The 19,590-nt window shown below is 68.4% G+C and carries 24 protein-coding genes and 1 tRNA gene; 12 read left to right on the top strand and 13 right to left on the bottom strand.

Going from position 1 to position 19,590, the window contains the following annotated elements; genetic code table 11:
* Positions 1 to 16: 16 nt before the first annotated feature.
* The 5 genes from ABZV40_RS31885 to ABZV40_RS31865 are packed head-to-tail and all read right to left on the bottom strand — an operon-like array spanning position 17 to position 4,114.
* On the bottom strand, positions 17 to 994 hold the full coding sequence (locus ABZV40_RS31885; protein WP_355449816.1) for a nucleotidyltransferase domain-containing protein: 978 nt from the start codon (positions 992 to 994) through the stop codon (positions 17 to 19).
* Positions 995 to 1,031: 37 nt separating this feature from the next.
* A complete protein-coding gene (locus ABZV40_RS31880) occupies positions 1,032 to 1,817 on the bottom strand; it encodes a class I SAM-dependent methyltransferase (RefSeq protein WP_355449813.1) in 786 nt (261 codons plus the stop codon).
* Positions 1,817 to 2,971, bottom strand: coding sequence for a GNAT family N-acetyltransferase (locus ABZV40_RS31875; RefSeq protein WP_355449811.1), 1,155 nt, complete (start codon positions 2,969 to 2,971; stop codon positions 1,817 to 1,819). The genes ABZV40_RS31880 and ABZV40_RS31875 overlap by 1 nt, the downstream gene beginning before the upstream one ends.
* Before the next feature lie 10 nt (positions 2,972 to 2,981).
* Complete coding sequence (locus ABZV40_RS31870; RefSeq protein ID WP_355449808.1) at positions 2,982 to 3,797, bottom strand: 3-hydroxyacyl-CoA dehydrogenase family protein; 816 nt, start codon at positions 3,795 to 3,797, stop codon at positions 2,982 to 2,984.
* The gene (locus ABZV40_RS31865; RefSeq protein WP_355449805.1) at positions 3,794 to 4,114 is read right to left on the bottom strand and encodes an EthD family reductase; all 321 of its coding nucleotides are present in this window, start codon (positions 4,112 to 4,114) and stop codon (positions 3,794 to 3,796) included. The genes ABZV40_RS31870 and ABZV40_RS31865 overlap by 4 nt, the downstream gene beginning before the upstream one ends.
* 74 nt (positions 4,115 to 4,188) lie before the next feature.
* Here ABZV40_RS31865 and ABZV40_RS31860 point away from each other — a divergent pair, with 74 nt between their 5' ends.
* Positions 4,189 to 4,833, top strand: a complete 645-nt coding sequence (locus ABZV40_RS31860) for a histidine phosphatase family protein (protein ID WP_355449802.1) — start codon at positions 4,189 to 4,191, stop codon at positions 4,831 to 4,833.
* 232 nt (positions 4,834 to 5,065) lie between these two features.
* Here the strand turns inward: ABZV40_RS31860 and rpmF are convergent, their stop codons facing one another.
* Genes rpmF through ABZV40_RS31845 form a run of 3 tightly spaced genes read right to left on the bottom strand, consistent with a single transcriptional unit; the run spans position 5,066 to position 6,359 of the window.
* Positions 5,066 to 5,227: a 50S ribosomal protein L32 gene (rpmF, locus tag ABZV40_RS31855; RefSeq protein ID WP_355449799.1), complete on the bottom strand. Its 162-nt coding sequence runs from the start codon at positions 5,225 to 5,227 to the stop codon at positions 5,066 to 5,068.
* Positions 5,227 to 5,478, bottom strand: coding sequence for a type B 50S ribosomal protein L31 (locus ABZV40_RS31850; RefSeq protein ID WP_355449796.1), 252 nt, complete (start codon positions 5,476 to 5,478; stop codon positions 5,227 to 5,229). The genes rpmF and ABZV40_RS31850 overlap by 1 nt, the downstream gene beginning before the upstream one ends.
* A complete protein-coding gene (locus ABZV40_RS31845; protein ID WP_355449794.1) occupies positions 5,475 to 6,359 on the bottom strand; it encodes a GTP-binding protein in 885 nt (294 codons plus the stop codon). The genes ABZV40_RS31850 and ABZV40_RS31845 overlap by 4 nt, the downstream gene beginning before the upstream one ends.
* Before the next feature lie 48 nt (positions 6,360 to 6,407).
* Here ABZV40_RS31845 and rpmB point away from each other — a divergent pair, with 48 nt between their 5' ends.
* Genes rpmB through rpsR form a run of 4 tightly spaced genes read left to right on the top strand, consistent with a single transcriptional unit; the run spans position 6,408 to position 7,336 of the window.
* Complete coding sequence (gene rpmB, locus ABZV40_RS31840; RefSeq protein ID WP_355449791.1) at positions 6,408 to 6,644, top strand: 50S ribosomal protein L28; 237 nt, start codon at positions 6,408 to 6,410, stop codon at positions 6,642 to 6,644.
* Positions 6,644 to 6,811 (top strand): 50S ribosomal protein L33, encoded by a 168-nt coding sequence (rpmG, locus tag ABZV40_RS31835; protein WP_189255682.1) that lies wholly within the window; start codon positions 6,644 to 6,646, stop codon positions 6,809 to 6,811. The genes rpmB and rpmG overlap by 1 nt, the downstream gene beginning before the upstream one ends.
* Position 6,812: 1 nt before the next feature.
* Positions 6,813 to 7,106, top strand: coding sequence for a 30S ribosomal protein S14 (rpsN, locus tag ABZV40_RS31830; protein WP_355449788.1), 294 nt, complete (start codon positions 6,813 to 6,815; stop codon positions 7,104 to 7,106).
* Positions 7,106 to 7,336, top strand: coding sequence for a 30S ribosomal protein S18 (gene rpsR / locus ABZV40_RS31825; RefSeq protein WP_355449786.1), 231 nt, complete (start codon positions 7,106 to 7,108; stop codon positions 7,334 to 7,336). The genes rpsN and rpsR overlap by 1 nt, the downstream gene beginning before the upstream one ends.
* Here the strand turns inward: rpsR and ABZV40_RS31820 are convergent.
* A complete protein-coding gene (locus tag ABZV40_RS31820) occupies positions 7,284 to 7,640 on the bottom strand; it encodes a hypothetical protein (RefSeq protein WP_355449783.1) in 357 nt (118 codons plus the stop codon). The genes rpsR and ABZV40_RS31820 overlap by 53 nt on opposite strands.
* 84 nt (positions 7,641 to 7,724) lie before the next feature.
* Between ABZV40_RS31820 and bluB the strand changes: the two genes are divergently transcribed.
* From bluB to ABZV40_RS31805, 3 genes are all read left to right on the top strand, one after another.
* Positions 7,725 to 8,351: a 5,6-dimethylbenzimidazole synthase gene (gene bluB, locus ABZV40_RS31815; protein ID WP_355449780.1), complete on the top strand. Its 627-nt coding sequence runs from the start codon at positions 7,725 to 7,727 to the stop codon at positions 8,349 to 8,351.
* 9 nt (positions 8,352 to 8,360) lie between these two features.
* The gene (locus tag ABZV40_RS31810) at positions 8,361 to 9,122 is read left to right on the top strand and encodes a glycosyltransferase (protein WP_355449777.1); all 762 of its coding nucleotides are present in this window, start codon (positions 8,361 to 8,363) and stop codon (positions 9,120 to 9,122) included.
* An 87-nt stretch (positions 9,123 to 9,209) separates the two neighbouring features.
* Positions 9,210 to 10,709, top strand: coding sequence for a diguanylate cyclase (locus ABZV40_RS31805; protein WP_355449774.1), 1,500 nt, complete (start codon positions 9,210 to 9,212; stop codon positions 10,707 to 10,709).
* Between the two features lie 58 nt (positions 10,710 to 10,767).
* On the opposite strand, the gene ABZV40_RS31800 is transcribed toward ABZV40_RS31805, so the two are convergent.
* The gene (locus tag ABZV40_RS31800) at positions 10,768 to 11,415 is read right to left on the bottom strand and encodes a response regulator transcription factor (RefSeq protein WP_112270441.1); all 648 of its coding nucleotides are present in this window, start codon (positions 11,413 to 11,415) and stop codon (positions 10,768 to 10,770) included.
* A 439-nt stretch (positions 11,416 to 11,854) separates the two neighbouring features.
* Between ABZV40_RS31800 and ABZV40_RS31795 the strand changes: the two genes are divergently transcribed.
* Complete coding sequence (locus ABZV40_RS31795; RefSeq protein ID WP_355449771.1) at positions 11,855 to 15,055, top strand: penicillin acylase family protein; 3,201 nt, start codon at positions 11,855 to 11,857, stop codon at positions 15,053 to 15,055.
* Positions 15,056 to 15,119: 64 nt separating this feature from the next.
* Here the strand turns inward: ABZV40_RS31795 and ABZV40_RS31790 are convergent, their stop codons facing one another.
* A complete protein-coding gene (locus tag ABZV40_RS31790) occupies positions 15,120 to 15,854 on the bottom strand; it encodes an FkbM family methyltransferase (protein WP_355449768.1) in 735 nt (244 codons plus the stop codon).
* A gap of 10 nt (positions 15,855 to 15,864) precedes the next feature.
* A complete protein-coding gene (locus ABZV40_RS31785; RefSeq protein ID WP_355449765.1) occupies positions 15,865 to 16,716 on the bottom strand; it encodes a hypothetical protein in 852 nt (283 codons plus the stop codon).
* Positions 16,717 to 16,867: 151 nt separating this feature from the next.
* On the opposite strand from ABZV40_RS31785, the gene ABZV40_RS31780 reads away from it, so the two are divergent.
* Positions 16,868 to 16,943: transfer RNA gene (locus tag ABZV40_RS31780), tRNA-Arg, on the top strand.
* 98 nt (positions 16,944 to 17,041) lie between these two features.
* Positions 17,042 to 17,422, top strand: a complete 381-nt coding sequence (locus ABZV40_RS31775; RefSeq protein ID WP_355449762.1) for a VOC family protein — start codon at positions 17,042 to 17,044, stop codon at positions 17,420 to 17,422.
* Positions 17,423 to 17,427: 5 nt separating this feature from the next.
* Here ABZV40_RS31775 and ABZV40_RS31770 read toward each other — a convergent pair whose 3' ends face one another.
* Positions 17,428 to 17,898, bottom strand: a complete 471-nt coding sequence (locus ABZV40_RS31770; protein ID WP_355449759.1) for a hypothetical protein — start codon at positions 17,896 to 17,898, stop codon at positions 17,428 to 17,430.
* Positions 17,899 to 18,017: 119 nt separating this feature from the next.
* Between ABZV40_RS31770 and ABZV40_RS31765 the strand changes: the two genes are divergently transcribed.
* Complete coding sequence (locus tag ABZV40_RS31765) at positions 18,018 to 19,589, top strand: metallophosphoesterase family protein (RefSeq protein WP_355449756.1); 1,572 nt, start codon at positions 18,018 to 18,020, stop codon at positions 19,587 to 19,589.
* Position 19,590: the final 1 nt, after the last annotated feature.

Here is a 19,590-nt window from a genome sequence, read left to right as displayed (position 1 = left end):
CAGAGAGAATACGGGTCTACCGGGGTGTCGCCTCCCGGCGGTAACCGACCTCCAGCCGCCCGCCCGCGGACGTCAGAACGTGTTCCACGACCTCGATGAACCACTCGGCGCCCTCGCCGCGCACCAACGCCCGGTAGGCGTCCACGAGCTCGTCGGCCTTCGCCTCCCTGAGACGCCTCAGCAGCCACTTCCCGTGCCCCAGCCACCGGTTCTGCACGACCAGCGCCAGCTCTCCCGCGCAGGTCAGCAGCCGTGCCGCGACGAACAGCCGCTCGTCCTCGTCCCGTGCGCCGATGAGGTCCTCAAGGAGGTCCGTGGTGCCGTAGCGACGATCCTCCAGTTCGGTGGCGGTCGGGATCGGAGGGCCGACATCGAGCAGAGCGCGCGCCTCGGCTCGCATGCGCTGACCTGTGCCGTCGGCGTCGAGCATGAGGAACCCCTCGGCGCACATGTGCAGCAACGGCGGGCGCCGGTCCTGGATGTCGCGGACCACGAAGTCCTGGAAGGACTCGACGGTGTGGCAGAACAGCTCGACCGGCCAGCCGCGGTGCTCCAGCGTCTCCCGGAACGCGCACGGCAGGTCGTCGACGATCACGACGAGGTCCAGGTCGGAGTTCGCGGTGTAGTTGCCGGCCGCGACGCTGCCGCCCAGGAACGCCGCCGTCGCGAGCGGGAACCGTTCGTCGATCAGGTCGCGGGCGACCTGGACGGGGTCCTTGTCCCAGTCCAGCGGGTGCCCGGTGACGTAGTAGTCCTGGTCGCGGGACAGCGGGCCGAGCACCTGCTCGACGCGCTCGAAGATCTCCGGGCCCACCTCGTGCAGGTCGACGAGCCACGGGTTGTCCTCCGCCCCGAACAGCGGTCTGATCTGCAGGAACTGGGCGCGGGAGATCTCCCGCACGCTGACCGGTGGTCCGCTCTGTCGTTTCGCGTAGCCCTTCAGGCGCCAACCGAAGTTGTCGCCGTAGGCGTGCCTCGCATCGTCCCCCGACATGCGTTCATTGTCGCTTGGCGAGCGCGTGCGGACGAATTCAGACTCGCGCGACCGCCAGCACGTAGCCCAGTGACGGCTGCGTCGCGATCGGTGACAGGATCTGGTCGAGGTACTTCCGCGCTTCTTCTCCATGTGCGGCAACGAGAGCGTCGTAGTGCAGGCGGGCGCCGGCCTGCATGCGCGGCAGGGACTTCCGCGCTTCCGCGGTCAGGTCCATCAGCTCCACGACCCGCAAGCCCGCTGACGCCAACAGCTTCGGGTACCCGGCGAACGTCGGCAGCTCGTCGATGTCGTAGGTGGCCAGGACCGGCTGCAACTCGTCGAGCACGACCTGTGACACCGGCCGTCGCTGCACGAAGTCGGACACCACGACCACACCGGAGGGCTTCACCACCCGTGCCAGCTCGCGCAGGACGCCGACCCGGTCGCCCAGGTGCGGCAACGTCTCCACGGCCCACGCCGCGTCGAACGTGTCGTCGGGGAACGGCATCGCGTGCGGGTCGCCGTGCACGAACCGGACCTGGTCGTCGACGAACAGCGCCTCGGCACGGGAGTTGGCTCGGCGCACGTGGTCGGCGCACGGCGACACGGACACGATGTCGGCGTGCGAGGCCTCGGCCAGCCGGAACGCCGACGTGCCGACCCGGCGGCCGAGGTCGAGGACGCGCCAGCCGTGGCGGGCGCCGAGCTTGTCGATGTGCAGCGCCGTCATGCGTTCGGCCGCGACGCGGTTGGACGATTCGTCCTCTTCGGACGTCCAGAGCCCGAAGTGCAGGTTGTGGTCCCAGATCGTGCACATGACCTCGTGGTAGACGTCGGTCATCAGAAGAAGTCCGCCAGACGTGGCATCCCGGACGCGCCGACGAGCTGGTCGAGCACCACCGCGTCGGCCGGGTCGCCCTCCAGCAAACCCGCGCGCCGCAACGCATGCGTGTTCTGCGCACCGGAGAACCACGGGCCGAGCGCCCGCGCGTGCAGCCGCACCGCGCCGGTCCCACCGGGCTCCACGCGCACGAGGCCTTCCTCGGCGACGATGCGCTGGTTGCCGGCGTGCCACGGCGCGTGCTCGTCGACGATCTCCAGGTCCACCGCGGCGTTCCCGGGGCACGGCCAGCCGCGCGCGGCCACGGCGGCGGGCAGGTCGACGACGCGCAACATCCACGTGGCGGTCGACACCGAGTAGCGCATCGGTGTCGCACCCAGCAGGTTCAGCGTCGCGGGGTCGGTGATCCGCAGGTTGATCGCGTTGAGGGTGCCAGCCCAGGACTTCAGCGACGCGAGGAGGTTCAGCTGGGCCTGCACGTCGACACCGATGAGGTCGAAGACCTCCAGCGTGCCCATGTGGTCACCGGGCTCGCGCTGCGCCGTCAGGTACCCCCGCAGGCCGTTCGGGCCGGGCAGCACGCTCACCAGGTCCATCTCCAGCACTTTCGCGGCGTCGATCCTCGGCGGCCGGCGGTCGGCCATGCCGTCGATCGTCCGCGCCACCTCGAGATAGCAGTCGTGCAGCGCGGTGAGATCGCTCTCGTCCGCAGGGCGCGAAGACATCCGCTCGGTGGGCCGCGGAACGGACAGCAGCCTGTCCATCGGCACCTCGACCCACTCGAAGACCCCGGCGCGTTCCCAGCCGCGTCCCCGGTACAGGGTCGGCACGGTCGCGTAGAGCACCGACAGCGGCTGCCCGTGCTCCCGCATCACCGGCAGAGCCGCGTCGAGCAACGCGGTGGCCACGCCACGACCGCGGAAGGCACCGTCGACGGCGACGCCGCCGATCCCGCCCATGGGGACCGCGACGCCGCCGTAGAACTGCGCGTACTCGCCGATGCCGAGCACACCGGCGACCCGGCCGTCCAGTTCCGCGACCAGACCGCGCGTGCCTGGACGCAGCCGCTTCGGTCGCTCGGACGCGTTGAACGCGAGCTTGCGGAGCCGGAACACGGCGTCGAGGTCGTCTTCGGTGTACTCACGGATGCGCACGGACAACTATCTACCAGGTGAAGAAGCCCTGACCGGTCTTCTTTCCCAGCTCGCCGCGCGCGACCTTGTCCCGCAACAGCCGCGGCGGGTCGAACCGGGGTCCCAGCTCGGCCGCCAGGTGCTCGGCGATCGCCAGCCGGACGTCGAGCCCCACCAGGTCGGTGAGCTCCAGCGGGCCCATCGGCCAGCGGTAGCCGAGCTTCATGCCGGTGTCGATGTCCGCGGCGCTCGCGACACCCTCTTCGAGCATGCGGATCGCTTCCATGCCAACGGCGACGCCCAGCCGCGAGGTCGCGAAGCCCGGTGAGTCGCGGACCTCGATGACGGTCTTCCCCATCTCCTCTGCCCACGTTCGCGCTTTGGCCACGTTCGCCGGGTCGACGCCCTCGTGGTGCACCAGTTCGACGAGCTGCTGAACCGGGACGGGGTTGAAGAAGTGCATGCCCAGCACGCGTTCGCCCGGCAGTCCCGCGGCGATCTCGGCGATCGAGAGCGACGACGTGTTGGACGCGAGGACCGCGTTCGGGCACTTCTCGGCGGCGAACCCGAGGACCTTCTGCTTGAGCGGCACGTTCTCCGGCACGGCCTCGACGACCAGCGCCGCGTCCTGCGGCAGCTCCCCGGTGCTCAGGTTCGCGAACACCGCGGCGGCGTCGGCGAGCTTGCCCTTCTCCTGCGCCTTGTCGAGCGAGCGCCGGACGGCGAGCCTGCCCTGTTCGGCGCGGTCGGCGTCGGCTTCCGAAAGCGTGACCTCGTGACCGTGGGCGAGCAGGACGTGGACGATGCCCGCGCCCATCGTGCCGCCGCCGATGACGACGGCCTTCACGACTCGACCACCTCGGCGCTGAACATCGCGACCAGCTCCATCCCGCCGATCTCGGTGAGGTTGGCACCGGACGACGCCCACTCCGGCGTCTTGAAGGCGGCCTTCATGGCCTCGGCGGACTCGAAGTACAGCTCCGCGATCAGGTAGGGCTCGGTGTCGCCCAGGAACCCGGCGAGGAACACCCGCTGCACCTTGGCGACCTCGGCGCGCACGAGTCCCGGCACCGAGTCGGCGATCGGCAGATGCGTGCCGAAGTACTTCTCGTCGAAACCCTCGGGGTCGGCGGGCTTCTTGTACAGAGCGACGTACTTGATCATGTGACGCCATCCTCCTCGACTCGCCCAGCACTGTAACGCCCTGGTGCCGAGCACGGCTGAGGCACGATGGAGGAGTGCGGATCATCCTGTTGCGCCACGGGCAGAGCCTCGGCAACGTCGACGAGCTCGCCTACTGCCGCATCCCGGACCACGCCCTGCCGCTGACCGAGCTGGGCGAACAGCAGGCCCGCGCGGCCGGCGCCACGATCAGGCAGCTGGTCGGAGACGGTCCGGTAGCGGCCTACGTGTCGCCGTACCGGCGGACGCGCCGGACGTTCGACCTGCTGGACGTCGACGCCGAACTGATCGTCACCGAGCCCCGCGTGCGCGAGCAGGACTGGGGCAACCTCCAGGACCCGGCGGAGCAGGAGGTGCTCAAGCACCAGCGGCACGCGTTCGGGCACTTCTTCTTCCGGCTGCCCAACGGCGAGTCCGGCGCGGACGTCGACGACCGGGTGGCGGCGTTCCTGGACGGCCTGGAAGTGCGGCTGCACAAGGACGAAAGGCACCCGAAGACGGTGCTGGTCGTGTCGCACGGGCTGACGATCAGGTTGCTGTGCCGCAGGTTGTTCGACTGGAGCATCGAGCTGTTCGAGTCGCTGTCCAACGTGGACACCTGCGAGCACCGCGTGCTCGACCACGACGGCACGGGGTGGAAGCTGGACCGCCCGTTCGACCAGTGGCGCGACTCACCGGACGGGACGGTCCAACATTGTTAGTGCCGTGACCGGCAGCCTTCGCCGCGTCTTCGGCGTTCAGCAGGGCGCCTCGTGGCACCGGCCCGTGCCCCCACATGCCCACTGCCTGGAACTTGAGCGGCGACCTTCGCGGGCAGGCTCGCACCGCCGTGCACCGTGTCATCAGGCCTCGCCAGGCGCGTGGTGACGTGGATGAAGGGCTCCTTGACCCACACCAGGTCGATGAATGAGCCCTTCATCCACCGTCACGGCACTAGGCGAGTCCCCGCTTGTAGGCGGCGACGAGCCTGCGCGGCACGAGCAGTTCCCTGCCGTCGAGGGTCCGGACGCGCACCAGGTCCGGTGCCGTGGCCTTCCACTGCGAGCGCCGGTGCCGGGTGTTGGAACGGGAGGTCTTCCGCTTCGGAACGGCCATCAGCGCTCTCGCTTTCCGTAGCGGCGGTTGAACTTCTCGACCCGGCCCGCGGTGTCCACGAGCCGTTGCGTGCCCGTCCAGAACGGGTGCGAGTCGGCGGTGATGTCGACGATCAGCAGCGGGTAGGAGTTGCCGTCCTCCCACTCGATCGTGCGCGACGACGTCGCGGTCGAGCGGGTCAGGAACGTCTTGCCGGTGGACGCGTCCTGGAAGACCACCGGGTGGTAGTCGGGGTGGATGCCTGACTTCATATCGCCATCTTTCGGATCGAGTCCACGAAGGACAGTTCGTCGTCGGTCAGCAGCGCCCGGCCGAACGCCGCGGTGATGTCGTCGGGCTCGCCGAGGGTGATCGCCACGATCTGCGTGGTCCTGCCCTCGCGCGGCCCGCCCTCGCCGACGTGCAGCCCACCGCCCGCGGATTCCAGGTGCAGCGCCACGTCCGGCTCGTCCGCGACCCAGAGCCGGCCGCGCGACCGCACCACCGTGCCGTCGAGCAACGAGTCGAGCGCGTCGTTCAGCCGTGCCGGGTGGAACGGCCGGTCGGCGGTGAAAACCGCGGTCGAGACACCGCATTCGGGCGTGAGCGGCACCATTCGAGGGCGCTTGCTCCTGCGCACCACGACCGTGTCCGGCGTGCAGCGGTGGGCGCCGGGTGCCAGCCGGTCGAGCACGGCCAGCGTCCGTTCGTCCGCATCCCCCTGCAGCACCAGCACGTCCGCCGCCTCGGCCTGCGCGACGACGACCTGCGCGACCGTGCGCTGGTCGGAGACCATCGACGCGTCGCCGAGGGCGTCGTCCAGCCAGCTCTCCGCGTCGATCACGGTGATCACGCACTCGACGTCCACGCCGAGGTTGCGGCGCACGGCGTCCGGTTCGAGCAACGGGTCCAGGTGCAGCACGACCGTGTGCCCGGCGAACGTCCCGAGCAGTTCCCGCAGGTCCTCGCGCACGGTGCACGACACGCAGTTGTGCAGCAGCTCGACGTCGGTCGCCACGCCGTCGACCCACCGCGTCACGCACGTTTCCGCAGCTACGTGACGTACGAGCACCGAACCGGGCCGGTCCCGCCACACGCGCACGGCGATGTCGTGGTCCACCAGCCCCGCCACCATGACGACAACGGTTTCCATGTGCGCTACCGTAGTTGAAAACGAATGTCGTTTCAAACTTTGGGAGGTGTGCGCATGCGCTGCCAGCTGACCGGCCGCGAGCCGGGCTTCGGCAACCGCGTCTCGCACTCGCAACGCAAGACGAGGCGCCGGTGGAACCCGAACGTCCAGCGCAAGCGGTACTGGGTGCCGTCGCTGAACCGGTTCGTGACGCTGACGCTGTCCGCGAAGGGCATCAAGACCGTCGACAAACTGGGCGTCGAGGCCGCCGTGGCCCGTCTGAGGCAGCAGGGGGTGAAGCTCTGATGGCCAAGGGCAACGACGTCCGGCCGATCATCAAGATGCGGTCGACCGCGGGCACCGGCTACACGTACGTGACCCGCAAGAACCGCCGCAACGACCCGGACCGGCTGGTGCTGCGCAAGTACGACCCGGTGGCGCGCAAGCACGTCGACTTCCGCGAGGAGCGCTGACGTGGCGAAGAAGTCGAAGATCGCCGCGGACCGGCGGCGCCGCGAGGTCGTGGCCCGGTACGCGGAACGGCGCGCGGAGCTCAAGGAGATGCTGCGGCACCCGGAGACGCGCGAGGAAGCGTTGCGCGGCCTGCAGAAGCTGCCCCGCGACGCGTCGCCGACCCGGCTGCGCAACCGGGACGCCGTGGACGGACGGCCGCGCGCCTACAACCGGAAGTTCGGGCTCTCGCGCGTGCGGTTGCGGGAGATGGCCCACCGGGGCGAGCTGCCCGGCGTGTCGAAGGCGAGCTGGTGATGAAGGACCGCAAACCGTTGAAGCGCAGGCAGAACCTGCTCGCGAAGGAGGGCGTGACGACCGTCGACTGGAAGGACGTCACGCTGCTGCGCAAGTTCATCTCGGACCGGGGCAAGATCCGGTCCCGCCGGGTGACCGGCCTGACGCCGCAGCAGCAGCGCCAGGTCGCCACGGCCGTCAAGAACGCACGGGAGATGGCCCTGCTGCCGTACCCGTCACAAGGGCGATGACGCGGACCGCCGTGCTGGCCAGGAAGGCCAGCACGGCGAGCTGCACCAGCAACGCGAGCGCCCAGGTCGTGTGTTCGTCGACCGTCAGGTCGCCACGAACACCGACCAAGAAGGTCGCGTAGAGGCCCCAGCACTGCAGTGCGGCCAGGCCGGCGCCGATGATCGTCGTGCGCAGCGAGACGATCACGACGACAGCGGCGAGCAGCATGAGGGCGAGCAGCGGCCAGGCACCGGTGAACGTGGTCACGCCGACTCCGCCGCCGAATCCGAGCGCGGAGCCGTAACCACCTTTCATTCTTCTCATCCGATCGGTGTATCGCCTCAGATGAGATCAGCGCCACCTCTCCAGCGTGAAGTTGGTGCTTTCGAGTGAGGCACGATCGCACGAATGAACCTGTACGAAGTTGTGCACCGGCGCAGGGACACCCGTGCCGAGTTCACGGGCGAGGAAATCCCACCTGACGTGCTGCGGCGGGTGCTGACCGCGGCTCACGCGGCGCCCAGTGTCGGGCTTTCCCAGCCGTGGGACTTCGTGCTGGTGCGCGATGAATCGATTCGGCGCGCGTTTCGCGACCACGTTCAGGCCGAACGCAGCGTCTTCGCGGCCCAGCTCGACCAGGAACGGGCGGAGGTGTTCTCCCGGATCAAGGTCGAGGGCGTCATGGAGTCCTCCCTCGGCGTGGTCGTCACCTACGACCCCGACCGGGGCTCACCGGCGGTGCTGGGCAGGCACGCGATCGCGGACGCCGGGCTGTACTCGGTGTGCCTGGCGATCCAGAACCTGTGGCTGGCCGCGACCGAGGAGGGCCTCGGTGTGGGCTGGGTGAGCTTCTACCGGGAAGATGTGCTGCGGCGTCTGCTGGACATCCCCACGAGGGTCCGTCCGGTCGCCTGGCTGTGCGTGGGACCGGTCCGAAACCTGCCGGACACGCCTGATCTCGAACGGCACGGCTGGCGCAACCGGCTGCCTCTCGACGACGTCCTGCACTACGACTCTTTCGGCCGACGAAACTGAAACAGCGAGATGCGGACTATCTCTGTCGTAACCCCTGTACACCCGCCTCACGTCCGTTATCTGCCGGAGGTGTACGCGTCGTTGCGCGCGCAGACGCTGCCCGGTGGATGGGACTGGGAGTGGCTGGTCCAGCACGACGGCGACGACGGTGGCGCGGTGGCCGAGCTGCTCCCGGACGACCCGCGGATCAGCGTCTCGTGGTCGCCGTCCTCCGGTTCGGCAGGCACCAGGAACATGGCCGCCGCCCGGTCCACCGGCGAGTTCGTCCGCAACCTGGACGCGGACGACCAGCTGCTGGAAGGCGCGCTGGAGCGGGACCTGCAGGTGCTGCTGGCGCACGAGAACGTCGGCTGGGTGACGTCGAGCGCGCGTGATCTCCTGCCGAGCGGCGAGATCGTCTCGTGGGCGTTCGACGACCCGGCCGAGGGAGTCCTCGAACCCGGCTGGGTCCTCGACACCTTCGTCGCGAACGAGTGGCGGTTGCCGGTCCACCCCGCCACTTTGTGCGTGCGCCGCGACCTGCTGCTGGCGATGGGCGGGTGGATGGGACTGCCGCGATCGGTGGACACCGGACTGCTGATGGCGCTGCAGACCGTCTCAGCCGGTTACTTCCTCGCGGCACCGAGCCTGCTCTACCGGAAGCACCCGGCCCAGATGACCGCGCATCAGGTTCACAACGACCCCGTTGACAAGAAGCTGCGCTACGGAATGATCGTCGATCGAGCCCAGGCACTGCGCACCCTGTTGGGGCGACCGACCGGCCCTCGATGACCTTCTGCACCACGACCGGTACGGGGTGCGACCGGCCCGGTAGCCTGTGCAGGCCGCTCGGCGAGTCGGAACGGAGTCGATGAACGAGTGGAGCAGCGTGATCCGCTGGTAGCGGGCCAGCTTCCGCGACTGGACCGGGAGGTCAGCGCGTTGCTCAACGCTGGCCGCCGACCGGAGGCGAACTCCCTTTTCGACGAGGTGGTCACCAAGGTGTCACCCGGCGCCGACCGCTGGGTTCGTTCCGCGGTGCTGGTGAACCGTGCCGTGATGGCGTGGCGCCTCGGTCGCATCCCGCTCGCTCTGGAACTGGCCGCGGAGGGGTGGACCGACCTCGACGCCGACCGCGCCGACAGTCCCGCCGTCGCCCAGACGATGAGCATGCTGGGCTACCTCATGGAGGGCATCGGCAACCGGCGGGCGTCCCTCGACATGCTGCGGCTGTCGGTGCAGGTGGCGCGCCGGGCGGGGAACACCGACACGTTGGCGGGCTGCCTGCAACGGCTCGGTGGCCTGCTGAACTTCCGCGCCTGCTCCGGGTCTCCCGCGGCCGCGCCGGCGATCTTCGAGGAAGCGCTGGCGTACCTCGACGAGGGCCTGAGCCTGGCCAAGGACGAGACGATGCGGCGGGCGCTGATGGGCGCCTACAGCCGTTCGCTGGCCGGCGTGGGCCAGTTGGACAAGGCCGAGGAGACCGCGGCCGAGACCTTGCGGCTGTCAACGGACGTAGGTGACCTGTGGGGCATCTCCGTCGGCAACTGGGTGCTCGCCGTGGTGCGGCGTGAGCAGGGCTATCTCGAAGAAGCGCGCACACTCGCGGCCCGTGCGGTCTGCAACGCCGAACGCATCAACGACACGTCGCTGCTGCTGCGGTTCTCCACGGAGCTGGCGGACATCTGCCACGAACTGGGTGACGCGGTGGGCGAGGCCGAGGCGTTGCGGCGGTCGGTGGCGGCGTCGCGCACGGCCACCGAGACGTTGCAGGAAGGCCTCGGCCAGGCGTTGGAGCAACGCCGTGTCGCCGTTCAGGCGCAACGGCTCGCGGTGGCCGCGCAGGAGGCCGCGGCACGCGACCCGTTGACGGGCCTCGCGAACCGGCTGGGCCTGGAACGGGCCGCGCAGGCGTTGCTGGAGTCGACGGCGGCGCGCGGCCGGGTGCCGTGGCTGGTGCTGGTCGACGTGGACTGGTTCAAGGGCGTGAACGACGACGCCGGTCACGCCGCCGGTGACGCGGCGCTGCGCGAGATCGCGGCGTTGCTGCGGCGCGAGTGCCGGGCCGACGACCTGGTGGCGCGCTGGGCGGGCGACGAGTTCGTGGTGCTGCTCGGGGACACCGGGCCGAACATGGACGTGGGCCCGAACGTGGCCGAGCGGATCCGCGCGGCCGTCGACGGCCACGACTGGACGATGGTGCTGGGCGCGGTCCGCCGCCCGACGGTGAGCATCGGGGTGGCGGCGGGACCGGCCAAGCTGGACCAGCTGTTCGCGGCCGCGGACATGGCGCTCTACCGCGCCAAGCGCCACGGCCGGAACAGGGTCGAGGTCGAGCCGTCCGCGGACGAGGTCCGCGAGATCGTCTCCGGCAACTAGCTCTCGATGAAGGGCTCCTTCATCCACCTGACGTGGATGAAGGAGCCCTTCATCCACGTCAAGCGATCAGGCCGCCGCGGTAGGCCACCAAAGCGGCCTGCACGCGGTTGACCGCGCCGATCTTGCCGAGCACGGACGAGACGTAGCCCTTCACCGTCGCCTCCGACAGGTGCAGGGTGCCGCCGATCTCCGCGTTCGACATGCCCTGGCCGATCAGCACGAGCACCTCGCGCTCGCGTTCGGACAGGCTCGCCAGCAGCCTGCGTGCCGGCTCGGCCATCCGCTCGCCGTCCGCAACGGCTGCCAGCACCCGTGCCGCCACACCGGGGTCGAGAACCGCGCCACCGCGCGCGAGGTCGCGCACGGCCTTGACGAGCTGTTCCGGTTCGGTGTCCTTCAACAGGAAGCCGGACGCACCGAGTCTCAAGGCTTCCGAAACGTATTCGTCGACGTCGAACGTGGTCAGGATGCAGACGCGCGGAGAGTCCGGCAGGGTCCGCAGCCGCCGCAGCGCCGCGAGCCCGTCCGAGGTGCGCATCCGGATGTCGAGAAGGACCACGTGAGGACGGTGCTGGCGCGCCAGGTCGGCTACCAGGTGTCCGTCATCGCATTCCGCGACGACCTCGATGTCCCCGACGCTGCTCAGGATCATGCGAAGGCCGGAACGGACGAGATCCTCGTCGTCGGCCAGCAGAACCTTGATCACGACGCCTCCCGCATTGGCGTTCCGTGCTCCCACATGTGCGTGATCTTCGCGTACGCACGCCGAAGGTCACGTTAATTCTCAGTTATCTCATCATGTGGTAACGGTTTTTCGAGATGGCGGACGACGTTCACAGTTACCGGAATTGCGCGACGACTTCGCTGAGTAAGCATGTCACCAGGACTTAAGGGCGGCCGCCGGGACACTGAGTGACCAAACCCGAGAATCTCACTTAGTGGAATGTTGTACAAGAAAACAGATACGGCCGGACGAATCGATTGCGATTTTCGTTTCTGCCCATATGAGGGTGCGATGACCTTCTGAACCGATACAGGACCTTCGGGTAGGTCACGAAAACGCGAAGCTCTTTCGCAATAGCGTTACCGGGAAGTAACGTACGTCACAACAGACCCCTGCCCTGCTCGGAGAGGAGCTTCGCACCATGCGGAGAGCCAATCCGGTGACGTCCCTGCTGGCGACCGCCACCGTCACCGCCTCCCTACTTCTCGTCCCGTCCGCGGCCCAGGCCGAGGACGCGCGGACGTCCGCGTTCGCCGCGGACGACTACTGCCTCGGCCAGTGCGGCGACATCGTGCCGCCCGGCAACAACGGCAACGCGACCCTGGCCGACATCCTCGCGCACAAGGCGTTCGGCACCAGGCCCGCGCACTCGGCCGACCAGCTCGGGAAGTACGACGCGCTGTCCTCCGGCTACGGCGGCCTCACGAACGACCAGCTCGCGAACTTCTTCAACGACTCGTCGTTCGGCGTGCCGGCCGACCAGGTCGAGAGCACCGTCAAGCCCCGCGCGGACGTGACCATCGTGCGGGACAAGAAGATCGGCATGCCGCACATCACCGGCACCACCCGGTCCGGCACGATGTACGGCGCCGGCTTCGCGGCCGCGCAGGACCGGTTGTGGCTGATGGACCTGTTCCGCCACCTCGGCCGCGGCCAGCTCTCCGGTTTCGCCGGTGGCGCGCCGTCGAACCGGACGCTGGAGCAGAGCTTCTACAACCAGATCCCGTACACCGAGGCCGACCTGCAGAAGCAGATCGACACCGCGGCGGCGAAGAGCGGTGAACGCGGGCGTCAGGCGGTCGCCGACGTCAACGACTACATCGCCGGGATCAACGCCTACATCACGCAGTCGGTGTCGGCGCGCAACTTCCCCGGCGAGTACGTGCTGACCGGGCACGCCGACTCGATCACGAACTGGAACGACATCCAGCCGTTCAAGGCGACCGACATGGTCGCGATCGCCTCGGTCGTCGGCGGCCTGTTCGGCGCCGGCGGTGGCGGCGAGGTGCAGTCGGCGCTGGTGAAGCTGGCCGCGCAGAACAAGTACGGCGCTGCCGTCGGTGAGCAGGTGTGGCAGGCGTTCCGGGCGGAGAACGACCCGGAGGCCGTGCTCACCCTCCACAACGGACAGTCCTTCCCCTACTCGGCCTCTCCCGCCTCGCCGCAGGGCGTGGCTCTTCCGGACGCCGGCAGCATCACGCCGGAGCGGATGGTCTACGACGAGGTGGGCGGCACGGGCAGTTCCGTGGCTGTCGCCGCCTCGGGTGACGTGGCGAAGGCCCGCGGAATCTTCGAAGACGGTGTCCTGCCTGCCGATCTGCTGAACAAGAAGCACGGCATGTCCAACGCGCTGGCGGTGTCCGGTGCCTACACCGACTCCGGCAACCCGATCGCCGTGTGGGGTCCGCAGACCGGTTACTTCGCGCCGCAGCTGCTCATGCTGCAGGAGCTCAACGGTCCCGGCGTGCGGTCGCGCGGTGTCTCGTTCGCGGGCGTCTCGATGTACGTGCAGCTCGGCCGCGGTGTCGACTACTCGTGGAGCGCCACCTCGTCCGCCCAGGACATCACCGACACGTACGCCGTCGAACTGTGCAACGCGGACGGTTCTCCGGCGACGAAGGCTTCCACGTCCTACCTGTTCCACGGCTCGTGCCTGCCGATGGAACGCCTGGAGCGCAAGAACGCCTGGAAGCCGACGGTCGCCGACGGCACGCCGGCGGGCTCCTACACGTTGGTGATGTGGCGGACCAAGTACGGCCTGGTGACGAGCCGGGCCACGGTCGACGGCAAGGTCGTGGCGTACACGACGTTGCGCTCGACGTACATGCACGAGGTCGACTCGATCATCGGTTTCCAGGAGCTCAACGACCCGGCCGCGATCCGTTCGGCCGCGGACTTCCAGCGCGCGGCCAACGACATCGGTTACGCGTTCAACTGGTTCTACGCGGACTCCCGCGACGTCGCGTACTTCAACTCGGGCCTCAACCCGATGCGGCGGTCCACCGTGGACCCGAACCTGCCGACGTGGGGCCGTCCGGAGTACGAGTGGGTCAACTGGAACGGCGACGAGAACATCGCCTCGTACCTGCCGTTCGCCGGGCACCCGAACTCGATCAACCAGGACTACTACATCTCCTGGAACAACAAGCAGGCGAAGGACTTCACGTTCGGCGGCTTCGGCCACAGCGCCGTGCACCGCGGCAACCTGCTCGACGGTCGTGTGCGCGCTCTGGTCACTTCCGGCCAGAAGGTCACGCGTGCCTCGCTGGTGAAGGCGATGGCCGAGGCCGCGGTGGCCGACCTGCGCGCCGAGCAGGTGCTGCCCGAGCTCCTGCGGGTGCTGGAGTCCGCGCCGCTGGACGCGACGCTGGCGCCGGTCGTGCAGAAGCTGAAGGACTGGCAGCGCTCCGGCTCGTTGCGCAAGGAGACGGCGAAGGGCAGCAAGACCTACGCCAACGCCGACGCGATCAGGATTCTTGATGCCTGGTGGCCGCTCCTGGTGCAGGCCGAGTTCAAGCCGTCACTGGGCGACGGGCTGTACGACGCCCTGGTCAACGCCGTCCAGGTCGACGAGGCACCGTCCGATCAGCACGGCGCCGCGCCGCACAAGGGTTCGTCGTTCCAGTACGGCTGGTGGGGCTATGTGGACAAGGACCTGCGCCAGGTCCTGGGCGACCCGGTCCAGGGAGCCTTCCCGCAGACCTACTGCGGCGGCGGCACGTTGTCCGGTTGCCGCACGGCACTGGCCGACTCGCTGAAGCAGGCCGCGGCCAAGCCGGCCAACCAGGTCTACCCCGGTGACGCCGACTGCGCCGCGGGCGACCAGTGGTGCGCCGACACGATCATCCACCGCGCCATGGGCGGCATCACCCAGGACAAGATCAGCTGGCAGAACCGCCCGACGTTCCAGCAGGTCGTGCAGTTCCCGTCCCGCCGTGGCCAGAGCACCGCGAACCTGACCACCCGTGCGACCGCGTCCGCGTCGTCGCACGAGACGGGCTGGAACAACCTCCCGCCGCAGAACGTGCTGGACGGCAACCTGTCGACCCGCTGGGCCAGCGACTGGAGCGACGACCAATGGATCCAGGTCGATCTCGGCTCTGTGCAACAGGTCGGTCGCGTTGTGTTGCAATGGGAGTCGGCCTACGCGAGCGGCTACCGCATCGACGTTTCCAATGACGGCACGACTTGGCGGAACGTTTTCGCCACAAGTGCTGGCGACGGAGGCGAGGATGTCGTAGCGTTTGCACCACAGGACGCGAGATACCTCCGAATGACGGGTACCCAACGGGCCACGCGTTACGGATACTCCCTGTACGAGCTTGAGGTCTACAGCTTGTAGGCCTTCGAGATGAGGACGCCGATCCACCCCCAGGGGTCGGCGTCCTCAACTTATTCCGGCACCTTCACGCCCTGAACAGGTAGTTCCGCGCAGCCTGCGCGACCCTCGCCGTCGGCACCCACCGGTTGCCCTGCCAGGTGCTCATCCGGTACCCGCGCTCCGTCAGGAAGTCCGCGACGTCCTGAGCCCGGTACCCGAACCGCTCGACGTGCCGTTCCTCGATCTCCAGCAGCAACGCCGGCTTGAACCGCTCGATGGTCTCCGCGCCGCCCTCGAGCACCCGCAGCTCGGCCCCCTCGACGTCCGCCTTGACGAAGTCGAGCCGCGTGATCCCGTTGGCCTCGACGAAGTTGTCCAGCGTGTCCGTCTTCACCACCACGTCCAGGTGCTCGTCGAACTCCTCGTTGGACCCGAGCCCGTTGGCCCCCGCGGTGAGGAACGACCGCCCGGTGACGGGACTCCCGTGCCGCACCGGCACGCTCATGACCTCGCGCCCCTGCCCGTTCCCGAGCGCCACCGAGTGCCGCCGGATGTTGCGCCCCTCCCGCGGCCGCAGCACGTACGACAGCGCCGGATGCGCGAACACCAGCGGCTCCACGCTGTGCACAGTCCCTTGTGGACCGACAAGCCGCGACAACGTCACCGTGTACAGCCCCAAAGCCGCCCCGACGTCGACACAGACGTCCCCGGTCTTCACGATCTTCCCCAGCCCGATCAGCTCCGGCTCGGCGTAGGGCGTGAGCCGGGCGAGCGCCCGCAACCCGGCAACCACAGCGGCACTGCGAAGTTCGGTCAACATCCGCGTGAGCCTAGACGTGCCCGTTCGTGTGCTGCCCGTTCGTGTGCGGTTCCCCCGCCGGCAACCCGATCTGGTCAGCGAACTCCGCGGCCACGCGAGAGCCCCCGTAAACGCTCAGGGCCTTGGCCAGGTGCTGTCGAAGATCCTTCCGATGCGCGTCCTCGAGCTCCGGCAGAGCCCGCTCGACGCTGCTGACCAACGACTCGGCCCAGTGCTGCTCAGGTTCGAGCTGAGCGATCTTGACCAGCTCGGCGAGGTGCCCGGACAACTTGACCGCCTCCTCGACCTGGTACCCGTTGCGCTGCAACCACCAGATCGTGGCCGTGCCGACGTCCGTCAGCACCTCGTCCCGCAGATACCGGATCTCGGCCCGCTCCACGTCCCGCTCGGCCAACTTGAACGTGGAGTTCCGCAACAACTCGATGTGCTTGCGAGCCATCTCCAGATCACCGTCGTCGACGGCAACCCTCACCTGCTCGGCCCGCGCCCACACATGCGTACCCGGAACCTGCCGTTCAGCGGCGAGCTCATCCCCCAACTGATGCTGCAGGGCCGCGTGGTGCACCAACATCGCCTTGCCGCTGATCTCCCGGGCCCGCTGCAGAACGTGGTGGATGGCCGCACTCCGCGGCGAGTTGTGCCGCAACCCGGTGGCCAGGTCCAACCGCCACACCACCGTGAACTTGACCTGGAAGTCCAGCCCGTACACCGCACTGGGCAACGGCGTCTCGAACTCCTGCTGATGACTGCTCGGCGGCGGCACGAACGTGAAGTCCTCCGCACGGCGCGGCACCCGCCGACGCCACCAAGCCTTGAGGGAACCGAGCGGTCCAGGACGGAAGTCGGGCCAAGGTCTGCTCACGCCCTCTCCCTACCTGACGATTCTGCCCGGCAGAAGGTGGCCTGCCTCACTTCCCTCCAACGGCCGCAGGCGTCTCACCTGGCCCCTCACGGTGCGTGAGCGGGGGCGCTGGTCAACTCGGTGGCAGCTGCCCGCTAGACTGCTGTCGCCGGCCCTAGTAGCTCAGGGGATAGAGCATCGGTTTCCTAAACCGTGTGTCGCAGGTTCGAATCCTGCCTGGGGCACCACCTTTCGCCGGGTGAAACTGAGGGCTCTGACCAGTGAAAACAGGTCGGAGCCCTTGGTCTTGAGCCAGCACGCGACCGATCGCGGATAGGCTCGGACCGTGCACAGCAGTCGGCTGTTCGGGATCTTCATCGACACGCCTGTCGCGCAAGCCGGTGCGGCCGCGAGCTTCTGGTCCGCCGCGTTGGGTGTGCCGGCGCGGTCCGTGGCGGGCGAGGAGCAGTTCACGGCCCTGGACGGCGCCGTTCCCGGGTTGACCGTCGACGTCCAGGCGGTCGACGACGCGCCGCGCTACCACGTCGACATCGAGACCGACGACGTCGCGGCGGAGGTCGCCCGGCTGACGGCGCTGGGGGCCGAGCCGGTCTCGCAGTGGCTGGAGTGCCACACGCTGCGGGCGCCCGGCGGGCATCTGCTCTGCGTGGTGCCGGTGCACAGTGATCCCGAAACGTTTCTGAGGCTGGCTCGGGCATGGCCGTGACCCGCTCAAGCTCCTGACCGCACGTGCGCGATGTACGGCGAGTAGGCCGAGAGGTCGCGGTGCGGTTCGTAGGTGCTGAGGTAGTAGTAGTCGGCCACGATGTTGGCCTGTTGTTCGGTGTTGAAGTCGGCGAACGTTTTCCCGGGCAGGCCGTCGGTGCCGCCGTAGTCGTAGAGGCTCTTGGCGAAGAAGCCGGCCATGGCGGTGGGCAGCAGGCCGAGGACGCTGCGGCCGTGTTGGTACTGGTAGGCGTGGGTGAGTTCGTGGACGAGCCAGCGCTCGTAGTTCGCCTGGTGTTGTGGTGTGGTCAGGACGCCCTTGGGGAAGGTGACCAACCGCGGCAGGGTGCGGGCCACACCGAAGCTGCCGAGCAGGCCGCCTTCTGCCAGGTGCAGGGCGCTGATGTCCAGGGCGTCGCCGAACACCTGGCGGGCTATGTCGGCCTCGCGGGATTCGAGGCTGCGGCGGAACGCCATGGCGGTTCTCCTGGTCGGCGGGGTGCCCATCGTAGGGACCGGCAGAAGTACTGGCAGAAGATTTTGTTGTGCCCCAACGGTCATTGACTTCGGGAAACAAGGTTTCCTAATTTGCGGGCATGAGTGAGCCTCCGCGACGCAGGTCACAGTCGAACGGTCCACGTCTTCAGGAGCTCTACGAGGACGCCGCGCGGCGGTACTCGCGGCGTGGGCTCTTCCGGGTTGGTGCTGGTGGGGCGGTGCTGGCCGCCGGGCTGGTGGGGGCGGCGTCCACGCGGTTCGGAGTGCCGGAGGTGTTGCTCAGGAGTGAGAACGCCGGGGCGGCGGTCCGGCCGTTCGGGCGGCATCTCGCGTTCGGGCAGGACCCGTCGCGGCAGGTTGTGGTGTCGTGGCAGGTGCCGGGCAACATTCGGGAGCCGTACCTGCGGGTTGGGACGCGAGCCGGGGAGTACGGGGAGGCGATCAAGGCCGAGGTGCGGGCCCTGACCAGTGACCTGGCCTGGCAGGAGAAGGGGGCGCTCTTCACGGTTTCGCCGCACCTCGGGAAGGCCGTCACGCAGTACTACCTGCACGTGCGGCTGGACGATCTGGTGCCTGACACGACGTACTACTACGTCGTTGGTCATCAGAACTACGAGCCGACAGAGTTCGGCACGTTCAGGACGGCACCCACCACCAACAAACCGTTCAGCTTCACGGCGTTCGGGGACCAAGGGGTTGGCTACAACGCGTTGGCCACCAACAGTCTCATTGCGGATCTGGCGCCGCAGTTCCACCTCGCCATGGGGGACTTGAGCTACGCCAACGACGGCGAGGGCGGACGGCCCGCGACGGACGTCTACGACGCGCGGAAGTGGGACTCGTTCTTCGCGCAGAACGAGTTGGTCGCGGCGGAGATCCCGTGGATGGTGGCGTTGGGCAACCACGAGATGGAGAGCTGGTACGACCGGCACGGGTACGGCGGGATGCGGGCTCGGTTCACGATGCCCGACAACGCCTGGGACGGTTCGACCTGCATCTACTCGTGGCGGTACCTCAACGTCGGGCTGATCAGCCTGGACGGCAACGACATCTGCTACAACAGCGACGCCAACCTCGACTACACCGAGGGCAGGCAGCAGGTCTGGCTCAAGGCCCAGCTGGAGAAGTTCCGGAACGACCCCGAGATCGACTTCATCGTCGTCTACTGCCACCAGTGCACGTACTCGACGTCGGGGAACAACGGGGCCGAGGTCGGCGCGCAGAAGCGGTGGGCGCCGTTGTTCGACCAGTACCAGGTGGATCTGGTGCTCAACGGGCACAACCACGTCTACGAGCGCACGGATCCGATCCGGGCCGGCAAGGGCACCAGGAAGGCGGACATCCGCAGCACCGTCAACCCCGTCAAGGACGGCACCACCTACATCACCGCGGGTGGTGGTGGCGAGAGCATCAACAGCTGGGCGGATTCCAAGGTCGGCGATTCCTACTACGGCAACGTCAAGGACGCCACCGCGACCATGCGGGTCGACCAGGAGGACGGCGAGGAGAAGCTGGTCAAGGTGACCTGGTCGCGGGTTCGGTTCCGCGGGTACGGGCTCGTTGTCGTCGACGTCACGCCGAAAACCACCGGCGCACCTGCCGAGATGAAGGTCCGCGCGCTCACCGAGACGGGTGCGCTGATCGACGAGCTCACCCTCCGCCGCAGCTGAA

It is taken from the genome of Lentzea sp. NPDC004782 (genome assembly GCF_040609115.1).
Lineage (GTDB): Bacteria > Actinomycetota > Actinomycetes > Mycobacteriales > Pseudonocardiaceae > Lentzea.
The sequence above is the reverse complement of the archived record's forward strand: the minus strand, read 5'-3'. Positions and strand labels throughout refer to the sequence as shown.

Coding starts and splice junctions, on each gene's coding strand:
- ABZV40_RS31885 (WP_355449816.1), bottom strand. CDS start 994: ATGTCGGGGGACGATGCGAGGCACGCCTACGGCGACAACTTCGGTTGG.
- ABZV40_RS31880 (WP_355449813.1), bottom strand. CDS start 1,817: ATGACCGACGTCTACCACGAGGTCATGTGCACGATCTGGGACCACAAC.
- ABZV40_RS31865 (WP_355449805.1), bottom strand. CDS start 4,114: ATGATCAAGTACGTCGCTCTGTACAAGAAGCCCGCCGACCCCGAGGGT.
- rpmF (WP_355449799.1), bottom strand. CDS start 5,227: ATGGCCGTTCCGAAGCGGAAGACCTCCCGTTCCAACACCCGGCACCGG.
- ABZV40_RS31850 (WP_355449796.1), bottom strand. CDS start 5,478: ATGAAGTCAGGCATCCACCCCGACTACCACCCGGTGGTCTTCCAGGAC.
- ABZV40_RS31845 (WP_355449794.1), bottom strand. CDS start 6,359: ATGGAAACCGTTGTCGTCATGGTGGCGGGGCTGGTGGACCACGACATC.
- rpmG (WP_189255682.1), top strand. CDS start 6,644: ATGGCCAAGGGCAACGACGTCCGGCCGATCATCAAGATGCGGTCGACC.
- rpsR (WP_355449786.1), top strand. CDS start 7,106: ATGAAGGACCGCAAACCGTTGAAGCGCAGGCAGAACCTGCTCGCGAAG.
- ABZV40_RS31820 (WP_355449783.1), bottom strand. CDS start 7,640: ATGAGAAGAATGAAAGGTGGTTACGGCTCCGCGCTCGGATTCGGCGGC.
- bluB (WP_355449780.1), top strand. CDS start 7,725: ATGAACCTGTACGAAGTTGTGCACCGGCGCAGGGACACCCGTGCCGAG.
- ABZV40_RS31810 (WP_355449777.1), top strand. CDS start 8,361: ATGCGGACTATCTCTGTCGTAACCCCTGTACACCCGCCTCACGTCCGT.
- ABZV40_RS31795 (WP_355449771.1), top strand. CDS start 11,855: ATGCGGAGAGCCAATCCGGTGACGTCCCTGCTGGCGACCGCCACCGTC.
- ABZV40_RS31790 (WP_355449768.1), bottom strand. CDS start 15,854: ATGTTGACCGAACTTCGCAGTGCCGCTGTGGTTGCCGGGTTGCGGGCG.
- ABZV40_RS31770 (WP_355449759.1), bottom strand. CDS start 17,898: ATGGCGTTCCGCCGCAGCCTCGAATCCCGCGAGGCCGACATAGCCCGC.
- ABZV40_RS31765 (WP_355449756.1), top strand. CDS start 18,018: ATGAGTGAGCCTCCGCGACGCAGGTCACAGTCGAACGGTCCACGTCTT.